Raw genomic sequence first — 11,915 nt, 5'->3', positions numbered from 1 at the left:
GCGGCGTCAGCCCTTCCTCGGGGTGTCCACGCCCCGGGCGGTGTGTCGGACGGCAGGAGTTCCTGACTCGCACGGCCTTCGCGGGGCCGGGCTCACAGTGGCGGGACCGCGCCGGAATCTCACCGGGCTTCCTCCCATGTCGCCGTCTGGCGATGGCGGGCCGAACGGACCGCCGCTAGGCATAGTAGGCGGCAGGTGGGGGGTCCTGACCAGACGGCCCCCGGCCCGGCAGGGCCCGAGGGGGTTCCGGCCGGACGACACGGGGCCTGGCGAGCCGGGCCGGGGGCGTTCGGACCGGACGGGGTCATGGCACGGCCCCAGGGTTCTGGCCGACGGTCCGGCGCCGGGCCCGCGGCGAGGTGTCCCGTAGGTCACAGTGACCGTAGGGCTGCGCCCCGGTCACGGTCGGTATGCTCGCCGCCATGTCCGCCTCCCCCCTTACGCCCCGGTCTCCGGGCGCCGCGTGCACCCGGAGCAGCGGTGACGCGTGCCCCGGCGCACTGCGGCTGCACCGGGCGGACGACGGTGCGCTGGCGCGGATCCGCATACCCGGCGGGGTGCTGACACCCCGTCAGGCGGCGGCGCTGGGGCAGGCCGCCGAGCGGCTCGGTGACGGTGAGTTGCATCTCACGTCCCGGGGGAACGTGCAGGTGCGCGGACTCGCCGAGGACTGCGGTGCGGAGCTGGCCGGACTGCTGAGCAGGGCCGGGCTGTTGCCCTCCGAACGCCACGAGCGCGTGCGCAACGTGGTCGCCTCCCCGCTCTCGGGGCTGGACGGCCTCGGAGCCGTCGACGTCAGACCGTGGCTGACCGAGCTGGACCAGCTCCTGTGCGCGAGTGACCGAGCGACGGCGCTCTCCGGACGCTTCCTGTTCGCCCTCGACGACGGCCGTGGCGACGTGGACGCGCTCGGCGCCGACCTCACACTCATAGGCCACGCCGGCGGTGACGCGCTCCTGCGCGTCGGGGAGGGCGAGGCCGTCCTCCGCGTCCCCGGCGCCGACGGCCCCCGCGCGGCGCTCCTCGCCGCCGAGGCCTTCCTGGACGCGGCCGAGGAGACCGGTGCCTGGCGGACGAAGGACCTGCCCGCCGCCGCGGTCACCGCGCTGACCGGCGATGTCGTACGACGGTTCGGGCCGGCCGGCATCACCTGCGTGACGGGGAACCGGCCCCGGCCGCCCGAAGCCCTGCCCCCGGCCCCCGGACGCGTCCCGGGCCCCCCGCACGCGGCCGCTCTGTCCGTGGGGGTACCGCTGGGCCGGCTCGGCCCGGCGCAGTGGCGGCTGCTGTCCGGCGCCGGTGAACTGCGCCTCACACCCTGGCGCGGAGCCGTCCTCACCGGAATCCCGCCCGCGCGGGCGGACGACCTGCTGGCCGAACTCTCCGGAGCCGGGCTGATCACCGGCCCCGGCTCCCCCTGGACCGGTGTCGGGGCCTGCATCGGCCGCCCCGGCTGCGCGAAGTCGCTGGCCGACGTACGGGCCGACGCGGGGGCCGCCGTCGGACCCGCCGGACGGCTCCCTGTGTACTGGTCCGGGTGCGAACGCCGGTGCGGCCACCCGCACGGGGAGTGGATCGACGTGGTCGTCACTCCCGGCGGACACCGGATCTCCCATGTGCGGGGAGACCGGAGCACCGAGGCGGCGACGGTCCGGGACGACCCGGCCGCGCTCGCCGCCGCCGTGGCGGCGGCCCGGGACACGCACACCTGACCATCCGGTACGACCCCCCTGTTCGATGAAGAAAGCGACAGCACTGTGCATCAGTACGAGAAGGACGGACCGGCGATCTACCGCCAGTCCTTCGCCACCATCCGCGCGGAAGCGGATCTGGCAGGGCTGCCCGCCGATGTGAGCCAGGTCGCCGTCCGCATGATCCACGCCTGCGGCATGGTCGACCTCGTACGCGATCTCGCCTTCTCGCCGAACGCCGTGGCCGACGCCCGCGCGGCCCTGCGGTCCGGCGCGCCCATCCTGTGCGACGTGGCCATGGTCGCCAGCGGGGTCACCCGGAAGCGGCTGCCCGCCGGCAACGAGGTGATCTGCACCCTGTCCGACCCCGCGGTCCCCGGGCTGGCCGCCGAGCTCGGCACCACGCGCAGCGCCGCCGCGCTGGAGCTCTGGCGGGACCGGATGGAGGGCGCCGTCGTCGCCGTCGGCAACGCCCCCACCGCGCTCTTCCGCCTGCTGGAGATGATCGAGGAGGGTGCCCCGCGCCCCGCCGCCGTCATCGGGGTGCCCGTCGGGTTCATCGGCGCCGCCGAGTCCAAGGAAGCCCTGGCCGCCCACCCGTCCGGGCTCGAGCACCTCGTGGTGCGCGGCAGGCGCGGTGGCAGCGCCATCGCCGCCGCCGCGCTCAACGCGATCGCCAGCGAGGAGGAGTGAGCGTGCCCGAGCAGCAGCGGACCGACGGCACGGGCACCGGGCGCCTGTACGGGGTCGGACTCGGCCCGGGTGACCCGGCCCTGATGACCGTGCGGGCCGTGCAGATCATCGGCGAGGCCGACGTCGTCGCGTACCACTCCGCCCGGCACGGCCGCTCCATCGCCCGCTCGATCGCGGCGCAGCACATCCGCGCCGACCACATCGAGGAGGCTCTGGTCTACCCCGTCACGACGGAGACCACGGACCACCCGGGCGGTTACCGGGGGGCGCTGGACGACTTCTACACCGAGGCGGCGGCCCGGCTCGCGGCGCACCTCGACGCCGGGCGGACCGTCGCCGTGCTCGCCGAGGGCGACCCGCTCTTCTACGGCTCGTACCAGCACATGCACAAGCGCCTCGCGGACCGTTACGACACCGAGGTCATCCCGGGCGTCACCTCGGTCAGCGCCGCCGCCGCCCGCCTCGGCACCCCGCTCGTCGAGGCCGAGGAGGTGCTGACGATCCTGCCCGGCACCCTGCCGGAGGAGGAGCTGACCGCACGTCTGGCGGCCACGGACTCCGCGGTGGTGATGAAGCTGGGCCGCACCTTCCCCGCCGTACGCCGGGCGTTCGAGGCGTCCGGGCGGCTGTCCGAGGCGCGGTACGTCGAGCGCGCCACGATGGCCGGGGAGCGCACGGGTGAACTCGCGGACACCGATGCGGACTCCGTGCCGTACTTCGCGGTGGCGGTCCTGCCCAGCCGGATCGACGCACCCCGCCCCGCGCCGGCAGCGGGCCCCGGCAACGGCGAGGTGGTCGTCGTCGGCACGGGCCCGGCCGGCCCGCTCTGGCTGACGCCCGAGACACGCGGGGCGCTGGCCGCGGCCGACGACCTGGTCGGCTACACGACGTACGTGGACCGGGTGCCGGTCCGGCCGGGCCAGCGGCGCCACGGCTCCGACAACAAGGTCGAGTCGGAGCGCGCCGAGTTCGCGCTGGACCTGGCACGCCGGGGCCATCGCGTGGCCGTGGTCTCCGGGGGCGACCCGGGAGTCTTCGCGATGGCGACGGCCGTACTCGAAGTGGCCGCGCAGGACGCGTACGCGGACATCCCGGTACGCGTGCTGCCGGGAGTGACCGCGGCGAACGCCGCCGCCGCCAAGGCGGGTGCGCCGCTCGGCCACGACTACGCCACCATCTCGCTCTCCGACCGGCTGAAGCCGTGGGAGGTCATCGCCGCACGGCTGCGCGCGGCAGCCTCGGCCGACCTGGTGATGGCGCTGTACAACCCCGGCTCCCGCAGCCGGACCTGGCAGGTCGGCAAGGCCCGCGACCTGCTGCTGGAACACCGTTCCCCGGACACGCCCGTGGTGCTCGGCCGTGATGTAGGGGGCCCGTCGGAGAGTGTGCGCACGGTGCGGCTGGCCGACCTGGACCCGATGGAGGTCGACATGCGGACGATCCTCATCGTGGGGTCCTCGCAGACCCGATGGGTGCGGCGGGGCGACGGCCGGCAGATCGTCTGGACGCCCCGCCGCTACCCGGAGGCCTGAACCGGCCAGGCCGTCGTGACGCCGTACGGAACGGAGTCGCGACGGTCGGCCGTCGTGACGCCCTGCGGAACGGGGTCAAGACGTCCGGCCGTCGTGACGCCCTGCGGAACGGGGTCAAGACGTCCGGCCGTCGTGACGCCGTACGAACGGAGTCGCGACGGCCGGTGCCTGCCGACAGGGCCGGGGCGGAGGCGCCCCAGAGCCTGCCGACAGCGCCGGGGGGCCTAGGTCGCCCGGGACCCGCTGCCGGTCATCGCGTCACCGCAGAAGCCCCCGCAGCAGGTCCAGAGCTTCCTCCGGCGTCGCGGCCACAGGCACACCCGGCGGGACCGGCGGCCGCCCGACCACGACCACCGGGATTCCCGCCTCGCGCGCGGCGGTGAGTTTGGGAGCCGTGGCTTCACCGCCGCTGTCCTTCGTGACGAGGACGTCGACACGGTGCCGTCGTATCAGCTCCCGCTCACCCTCCAGGGAGAACGGGCCCCGCTCCAGCAGGACCTCCATCCGCGACGGATACGGGGCCTCCGGGGCGTCCACCGAGCGCATCAGGAACCAGAGCGAGTCCAGCCCGGCGAAGGCGGCCAGACCCATCCGGCCGGTGGTGAGGAAGACGCGCCGCCCCAGCTCGGGCAGCAGCCGCGCCGCCGCCGGGAGAGACTCGACGACATGCCACCGGTCGCCCTCGACGGGCACCCAGCCGGGCCGGCGCAGAGCGAGCAGGGGAACATGGACAGCGGCGGCGGCCGAGGCCGCGTTGAAACTGATCGTGCCGGCGAAGGGATGGGTGGCGTCGATGACCGCGTCCACATGGTGTGCGCGAAGCCATTCGGCCATGCCGTCCGCACCGCCGAAGCCGCCGACGCGGACCTCCCCGGGCGGGAGCTTCGGCCGGGCCACACGGCCCGCGAGCGAGCTCGTGACCCTCATCCCGTCCACGGCCACCAAGTCCTCAGCGAGCCGACGGGCCTCCGTCGTGCCGCCGAGGACGAGTATGTGCAAGGGCATCGGTCGGTCCATCCATGAGCAGTGAGGCGCAGGGCGGGCGCGCCGCCCAACTCAAGCACACCGGTCTGCGGCCGGGCTGGACCACCGGTGCCTGTGCGACCGCTGCGACCACCGCGGCGTACACGGCCCTGCTGACCGGCGAGTTCCCCGACCCGGTCACCATCTCGCTGCCCAAGGGCCAGACGCCCGCCTTCGCACTCGCGGTCGAGGAACTGGCCGACGGGCAGGCCACAGCAGGAGTGGTCAAGGACGCGGGCGACGACCCCGACGTCACGCACGGTGCGCTGGTGCGGTCGACCGTGCGCCTGCTCCCCGCCGGGTCGGGCGTGGTGTTCCGGGCCGGCCCTGGCGTGGGCACGGTGACGCTGCCCGGGCTGCCGCTCGAGGTGGGAGAGCCGGCCATCAACCCCGTGCCCCGCCAGATGATGCGTGAGCACATCGCGAGGGTGGCCGCGGAGCACGGCGGTACCGGCGACGTCGAGATCACGGTCTCCGTGGACGACGGCGAGGAGATCGCACGTTTCACGTGGAACATCCGCCTGGGCATCCTGGGCGGAATCTCGATCCTGGGCACGACGGGCATCGTCGTGCCGTACTCCTGCTCGGCCTGGATCGACTCCATCCGCCGCGGTGTGGACGTGGCACGCGCGGCCGGTCACCGGCATGTCGCCGGGTGCACGGGCTCGACCTCGGAAAAGACGGTGGTGGCCGAGTACGGACTGCCCGAGATCGCCCTGCTGGACATGGGGGACTTCGCGGGTGCGGTGCTGAAGTACGTGCGCAGGCATCCGGTGGAGCGGCTGACCGTCTGCGGCGGCTTCGCCAAGCTGTCCAAGCTGGCCGCCGGGCACCTGGACCTGCACTCGGGCCGTTCCCAGGTCGACAAGCCGTTCCTGGCGGGGCTGGCACGGCAGGGCGGGGCGAGCGAGGAACTGGCGGCCGAGATCGAGTCCGCCAACACCGGCCTCGCCGCGCTCCAGCTGTGCATGGCGGCCGGTGTGCCACTGGGCGACCTGGTGGCGGTGGCGGCCCGGGACCAGGCACTTTCGGTGCTGCGGGGCGCGCCGGTGGCCGTGGACGTAATCTGTATCGACCGTGCGGGGGCGGTCGTGGGGCGCAGCGAGGTGCGCTGACGGCACACGTACGGGGCGCTCTCTTCCCCCCGCGCGCACCTACGGGCGCTCTCGCCGCCCCGCGCGCATGTAGGGGCGCGCATCCGTCGCCCCGCGCGTACGTACGGGCGCTCTCCTCGCCCCGCGCGCACGTACGGGCGCGCACCCGTCGCCCCGCGCGTACGGCCCCGTCAGCAGGTGTGGCGGTCCCGCGCCGGGGAGTAGAGGTGGCTGTCCCGGAACTGTTCCGCGCCCAGCGTCCTGCCGACCATGATCACCGCTGTGCGGACGACTCCGGCCGACTTCACCTGCTCCGCGATGTCGTCCAGCGTGCCGCGCAGGACGATCTCGTCGGGGCGCGAGGCCATGGCGACCACGGCGGCGGGACAGTCCGCCCCGTAGTGCGGCAGCAGTTCGCCGACCACACGGTCCACGTACCGCGCCGCGAGGTGCAGCACGATGAGCGCGCCACTGCGGCCCAGTGTGGCCAGGTCCTCGCCCTCGGGCATCGCGGTCGCCTGCTGCGCGATGCGCGTGAGGATCACGGTCTGGCCGACCGTGGGCACGGTCAGCTCCCGCTTCAGCGCCGCCGCCGCGGCGGCGAACGCGGGCACCCCGGGCACGACCTCGTAGGACACGCCCGCCTCGTCGAGCCGCCGCATCTGCTCGTTCACCGCGCTGAAGACCGACGGGTCGCCCGAGTGCAGCCTGGCGACGTCATGGCCCTCCTGGTGGGCCCGGACCAGCTCGGCGGTGATCTGGTCGATGTCGAGCAGAGCCGTGTCCACCAGCCGGGCGTCCGGCGGGCATTCGGCGAGCAGCTCGCGCGGCACGAGGCTGCCCGCGTACAGGCAGACCGGGCTGGCGGCGAGGATCCGGGCACCGCGCACCGTGATCAGGTCGGCGGCACCGGGTCCCGCGCCGATGAAGTACACGGTCATCTGTCGTCTCCTGGAGCGTGCGTGGTTGCGGGGGCGGGCGAAGGGCCGGGCGACGGATCCGCCGGTGCGGTGTCCTGCGGCTCGGCAACGGGTTTCCGTACGGACCACTGGGTGACGGGCATCGCCTGGCGCCAGCCCGTGAACCCGCCGACGGGCACCGCGTGGGCCACGGCGAGCCGGACCAGATCTCCACCGAGCCGCCGGTAACGGTCGGCGAGCAGCGCCTCCGACTCCAGCGTCACGGTGTTGGCGACCAGCCGCCCGCCGGGGGACAGCGCGTCCCAGCAGGTGTCGAGCAGACCGGGCGCGGTGAGCCCGCCACCGATGAACACGGCATCGGGAACGGGCAACCCGGCCAGGGCGTCCGGCGCCCTGCCGGTGACCACGCGCAGCCCGGGGACCCCGAGCCGGTCCGCGTTACGGGTGATGCGCCGGGCGCGTACCGGGTCGCGTTCCACGGTGACCGCGCGGCAGGACGGATGGGCCCGCATCCACTCCGCCGCGATCGAGCCGGAGCCGCCTCCGATGTCCCACAGGAGCTCACCGGGAGCCGGCGCGAGTACCGCGAGCGTCGCCGCGCGCACATGGCGCTTGGTGAGCTGGCCGTCGTGCTCGTACGCCTCGTCGGGCAGCCCCGGGACGGATCCGAGCCGCAGAGTGTCCCGGTCCCTCCGGCAGTCCACCGCGATGACGTTGAGGGGATCGCCCGGAGGGTGCTCCCAGGTGTCCGCCGTACCGTCCAGGCAGTCCTCGGCCGTACCGCCGAGCTGTTCCAGCACCCGCATCCGGCTGGGTCCGAAGCCGTGGTCCCGCAGCAGGGCGGCGACCGCGGCGGGCGTGGCCGCGTCCGCCGACAGGACCAGCAGCCGCCGCCCGTCGTACAGCGCCGCGGCCAGCCGGGCCGTGGGGCGGCCGACGAGGGTGACCGTCTCGGTGTCCTCCACCGGCCAGCCCAGCCGGGCGCAGGCGTACGAGACCGAGGACGGGTGCGGCAGCACCCTGAGTGCGCCCGCCCCCAGCTCCTCGGTGAGGGCGCGGCCGATTCCGTAGAACATGGGATCGCCGCTGGCCAGCACGGCGGTCCTGCGCCCGGTGTGCGCGGCGAGCAGGCCCCGCACGGCGGGCCGCAGGGGGGACGGCCAGGACACCCGCCGGCCCGCGCACTCCGGTGGGAGCAGCCGAAGCTGGCGTTCACCGCCGATCAGGACTTCCGCGTCCAGGAGCACCGCGCGTGCCGTCCCGGGCAGGCCCGCCCAGCCGTCGGCGCCGATGCCCACGACGCTCACGGCGGACGCGGGAGCCGGGACTGCGGGCGGGGGCGAAGCGGGGGACACGACCGTTACCTCGGGGTTGGCGGGACGACGCAGCCGAACTCTACGGGGGCCGTATCCGGGCCCGCGCGGCGGAGTGATTTCGGTGGGTGTGCCGCGTGGTGCGAGGCACCGGTCACGGGCTCCGGCGTCCCCTGGGAGGGCCGCTCGCACGGGGCGGCGACCGACGAAGCCGAGGAGCGGCACCGTGAAGTACTTCGTGATGGTTCAGGGCTCGCAGGCCGACTACGACGCCATGGCGGGCACGCCGTCGGACAGCAGTCCCGCGTGGAACGAGCAGGACGTACAGGCGATGTTCACCTTCATGGAGGGGCTCAACGGCGAGCTCGTCGAGTCCGGCGAGCTGCTCGACGGCCAGGGCCTGGCCGAGCCCGCCAGGACCCGCGCGGTGCTGCCGCCGGGCAAGGACGGACGCCCGGTCGTCTCGGACGGACCGGGCGAGAAGGACGAGGTGCGGCTCGCCGGGTACTGGGTGCTCGACTGCGCGAGCCTGGAGAGGGTCACCGAGATCGCCGCGCGCATCGCGCAGTGCCCCCAGCCCGCGGATGCGCCCGTCCACCCGGTGCTGATCCGGCCGGTCATGGACGACGGCAGCGAACTCACCGCCGCCACCGCCTGAGAACCGGGCCGGTCGCGAGCGAGCTCACCGCCGCCACCGCCTGAGAACCGGGCCGGTCGCGAGCGAGCTCACCGCCGCTTCCGCCTGAGAGCCGGGCCGGTCGCGAGCGAGCTCACCGCCGCTTCCGCCTGAGAGCCGGGCCGGTCGCACCCCGGGGGACGCGTGGCCCGGACGGGGGCCACGCGCCGCCCGCACCGCCCCCGGAGGGCAGGCACCCCCATCCTTGCGCCGCACGCCCGCCCGGGGCCGGGCCACATGCCTCGTCCGCCCCGGTGCCGGAGGACGGGCCACACGCCCGGCCCACTCCAGCGCCAGGGACCGGCGGGCGCGGGCGGCCCGGTCCCGCCGCCTCCGGCAGCCGTGGCGGGGCGTGACACCGAGTCGCCGATCCCCGCACACCTCGCGATCATCGAAGACATGACCAAGAGCGACGACGGCAAGGCCCGCACGGTGCGGATCGCCCAGCAGCCGGACGCGGACGAACTGCTGGGCCGCAGCCCCCTGGCCGCCCTCGTCGGCATGCTGCTGGACCAGCAGGTGCCGATGGAATGGGCCTTCAGCGGCCCGTTCACGCTGGCCCGGCGCATGGGGTCGGACGACCTGGACGCACGCGCGATCGCCGCGTACGACCCCGAGGCGTTCACCGCGCTGTTCACCGCGAAACCCGCCCTGCACCGCTACCCGGGTTCCATGGCCAAGCGGGTGCAGCAGCTGTGCCAGTACCTGGTGGCCGAGTACGACGGGCAGGCCGAAGCGGTCTGGGCGGACGCCGGCACAGGCGCCGATCTCCTGAAACGGCTCAACGCGCTGCCCGGCTTCGGCACCCAGAAGGCGCAGATCTTCCTGGCCCTGCTGGGCAAGCAGTTCGGCGTGCGTCCGGCGGGCTGGCGGGAGGCGGCGGGGGCGTACGGCGAAGAGGGCTCGCACCGGTCGGTGGCCGACATCACCGGACCCGAGTCACTGGCCGAGGTGCGGGCGTACAAGCAGCAGGCGAAGGCGGCGGCCAGGTCGGCGTCCCGGTCCAGGTGAGCGTGCCGCCGGTCCCGGTGAGCCCGGTCCAGGTGAGCGTGCTGCCGCTCCCGGTGAGCCCGGTCCCGGTGAGCGTGCCGCCCGCGGTGAATCCCACGAAGCCCGGTCCGCGGCCTTGATCAGAGCGGCCCGGTATCGCGATCAGAATCCGTCTCGCACTGTTCACAGACGACAGCCGACTCGCTAACTTTCCCCCACATCCGTTCACACCGGAAGGACTCCTGTGCACGCAACTCGTCGCAGAGCCATGGCTGTCGTGGCCGCCACCGCCCTGGCCACACCGCTCCTTCTCGGCGCCTCCCCGCACGCGGGACACGCGCCGCACGACTCGGCCAAGGACGCGTCCAAGCTCGCGCGGAAGCTGGTCGAGCGCTCGTCGGCCAGGGACGCGTACCGGCACCTGGAGAAGTTCCAGGCGATAGCCGACTCGGCGGACGGCCACCGCGCGGCAGGCTCGCTCGGGCACGACGCCTCCGCCGCCTACGTGTACCGACTGCTCCAGAAGGCCGGGTACCGGGTCGGCTACCAGGCGTTCGACTTCATCTACACCGAGACCCTCGCGGAGAAGCTCTCCGTGGTGTCCCCCGCGCCCCGGGACGTCACGATCAAGGCGATGACGTACACCCCCTCCACCCCGGAGGGCGGTCTCTCGGCGTCCCTCACCGCCGTTCCCACCGACGACACCACCGGGTGCGAGGCGGCCGACTACGCCTCCTCCGACTTCACCGGCCGGATCGCCCTGATCAAGCGGGGCGGCTGCTCGTTCGCGGAGAAACAGGCGGCCGCCTCGGTGGCGGGCGCGGTGGGCGCGGTGATCTACAACAACACCGAAGGCGTCCTCTCCGGCACGCTGGGCGACGTGGCGTCGGGGAAGATCCCCACCGGCGGACTCACCCAGGGCGAAGGGGAGAAGCTCGTCGCGGACCTGGCCGAGGGCGAGGTGAAGGTCTCCTTCGAGATCCGCGAGCTGCAGGAGGAGCGCACCACGCGCAACGTCGTCGCCGAGACACGGGGCGGGAAGGCCTCGAAGACGGTCATGCTCGGCGCACACCTCGACTCGGTCACCGACGGCCCCGGCATCAACGACAACGCGTCCGGATCGGCCGGCCTCCTCGAAGTCGCCCTGGAACTGGCCGCGTCGCACCGGACTCCCGCCAACAAGGTGCGTTTCGCCTGGTGGTCGGCCGAGGAGAACGGACTGCTGGGCTCGGAGGCGTACGTCGCGAAGCTCTCCGAGGCGCAGCGTGCGAACGTCGCGCTCTACCTGAACTTCGACATGATCGCCTCGCCGAACGGCGCACAGTTCGTCTTCGACGGCGACAACTCCGACGGCGAGGGCGAAGGCCCCGGGCCCGATGGTTCCGCCCAACTGGAGCGCGACATCAACGCGTTCCTGGACAGCAAGGGCAAGCCGCACACCGGCACGGACTTCACCGGCCGCTCCGACTACGGGCCGTTCATCGAGGTCGGCATCCCGTCCGGAGGCACGGACACGGGCGCCGAAGGCATCAAGACCGCCGCCGAGGCCGAGACGTACGGCGGGACGGCCGGCGTCGCGTACGACCCCTGCTACCACGCGGCCTGCGACGACCTGGACAACATCGACATGGCGCACTTCGACACCAACATCGATGTGATCGCCAATGCGGTGGGCACCTACGCCTACGATCTGAGCTCCCTGACCCGCCCGGTCCCGGCCGCCGCCGCGACGCCCCGGGCCGAGGGCACCCTTCGTGAAGGCCACGCGCACGGCCTCACCCGGTAGGGGTATGGGGGCGGCCCGGAGAAGCCGCACCCGCCGTTCCGTCGGCCGTGAGCCCCGCTCACGGTCGGCGGAACGGCACACCGGCACCACCGGTCACGGGACGGGCAGCCCGGAGCTTTCATTCGTTTGCTCCGGATTTGCCCTGGATTACGGTCCCGTTCCCTGGCTGCGCCCGAGGGGCCTTGACCGGTAGGCTT

10 protein-coding genes and 1 riboswitch are annotated in these 11,915 nt (G+C 73.8%); of the genes, 7 read left to right on the top strand and 3 right to left on the bottom strand.

The genetic code is table 11. The features are described 5' to 3' along the window. Positions 1-33: 33 nt before the first annotated feature. A riboswitch (cobalamin riboswitch) is annotated at positions 34-189 on the bottom strand. 221 nt (positions 190-410) lie between these two features. The 3 genes from cobG to cobJ are packed head-to-tail and all read left to right on the top strand — an operon-like array spanning position 411 to position 3,916. Further along, positions 411-1,712 (top strand): precorrin-3B synthase, encoded by a 1,302-nt coding sequence (cobG, locus tag ACFYQ6_RS20245; protein WP_361579368.1) that lies wholly within the window; start codon positions 411-413, stop codon positions 1,710-1,712. Positions 1,713-1,757: 45 nt separating this feature from the next. Continuing rightward, positions 1,758-2,384 carry a precorrin-8X methylmutase gene (locus ACFYQ6_RS20240; RefSeq protein ID WP_099173151.1) on the top strand — a complete coding sequence of 209 codons (627 nt, stop codon included), beginning with the start codon at positions 1,758-1,760 and terminating at the stop codon, positions 2,382-2,384. Then, entirely contained in the window at positions 2,381-3,916 is a 1,536-nt protein-coding gene (cobJ, locus tag ACFYQ6_RS20235; RefSeq protein WP_388764097.1) for a precorrin-3B C(17)-methyltransferase, read from the top strand. Before ACFYQ6_RS20240 ends, cobJ begins: the two co-directional genes overlap by 4 nt. Positions 3,917-4,174: 258 nt before the next feature. Here cobJ and ACFYQ6_RS20230 read toward each other — a convergent pair whose 3' ends face one another. Further along, a complete protein-coding gene (locus ACFYQ6_RS20230) occupies positions 4,175-4,915 on the bottom strand; it encodes a cobalt-precorrin-6A reductase (protein WP_361579544.1) in 741 nt (246 codons plus the stop codon). 20 nt (positions 4,916-4,935) lie between these two features. On the opposite strand from ACFYQ6_RS20230, the gene ACFYQ6_RS20225 reads away from it, so the two are divergent. Then, on the top strand, positions 4,936-6,054 hold the full coding sequence (locus ACFYQ6_RS20225) for a cobalt-precorrin-5B (C(1))-methyltransferase (RefSeq protein ID WP_388764096.1): 1,119 nt from the start codon (positions 4,936-4,938) through the stop codon (positions 6,052-6,054). Positions 6,055-6,224: 170 nt separating this feature from the next. Here ACFYQ6_RS20225 and cobM read toward each other — a convergent pair whose 3' ends face one another. Continuing rightward, entirely contained in the window at positions 6,225-6,974 is a 750-nt protein-coding gene (gene cobM, locus ACFYQ6_RS20220; RefSeq protein ID WP_388764094.1) for a precorrin-4 C(11)-methyltransferase, read from the bottom strand. Beyond that, positions 6,971-8,308, bottom strand: coding sequence for a precorrin-6y C5,15-methyltransferase (decarboxylating) subunit CbiE (gene cbiE / locus ACFYQ6_RS20215; RefSeq protein WP_388764092.1), 1,338 nt, complete (start codon positions 8,306-8,308; stop codon positions 6,971-6,973). Before cbiE ends, cobM begins: the two co-directional genes overlap by 4 nt. A 184-nt stretch (positions 8,309-8,492) precedes the next feature. Between cbiE and ACFYQ6_RS20210 the strand changes: the two genes are divergently transcribed. From ACFYQ6_RS20210 to ACFYQ6_RS20200, 3 genes are all read left to right on the top strand, one after another. After that, positions 8,493-8,924, top strand: coding sequence for a hypothetical protein (locus ACFYQ6_RS20210; RefSeq protein ID WP_361579378.1), 432 nt, complete (start codon positions 8,493-8,495; stop codon positions 8,922-8,924). Between the two features lie 417 nt (positions 8,925-9,341). Continuing rightward, positions 9,342-9,953, top strand: a complete 612-nt coding sequence (locus tag ACFYQ6_RS20205) for an HhH-GPD-type base excision DNA repair protein (protein WP_361579380.1) — start codon at positions 9,342-9,344, stop codon at positions 9,951-9,953. Positions 9,954-10,200: 247 nt separating this feature from the next. Beyond that, the gene (locus ACFYQ6_RS20200) at positions 10,201-11,718 is read left to right on the top strand and encodes a M20/M25/M40 family metallo-hydrolase (protein WP_388764193.1); all 1,518 of its coding nucleotides are present in this window, start codon (positions 10,201-10,203) and stop codon (positions 11,716-11,718) included. The last annotated feature ends 197 nt before the right edge of the window (positions 11,719-11,915 follow it).

The sequence above is a fragment of the Streptomyces sp. NPDC005494 genome, assembly GCF_042872025.1.
Lineage (GTDB): Bacteria > Actinomycetota > Actinomycetes > Streptomycetales > Streptomycetaceae > Streptomyces.
This window is presented reverse-complemented; position numbering and strand designations above follow the sequence as displayed.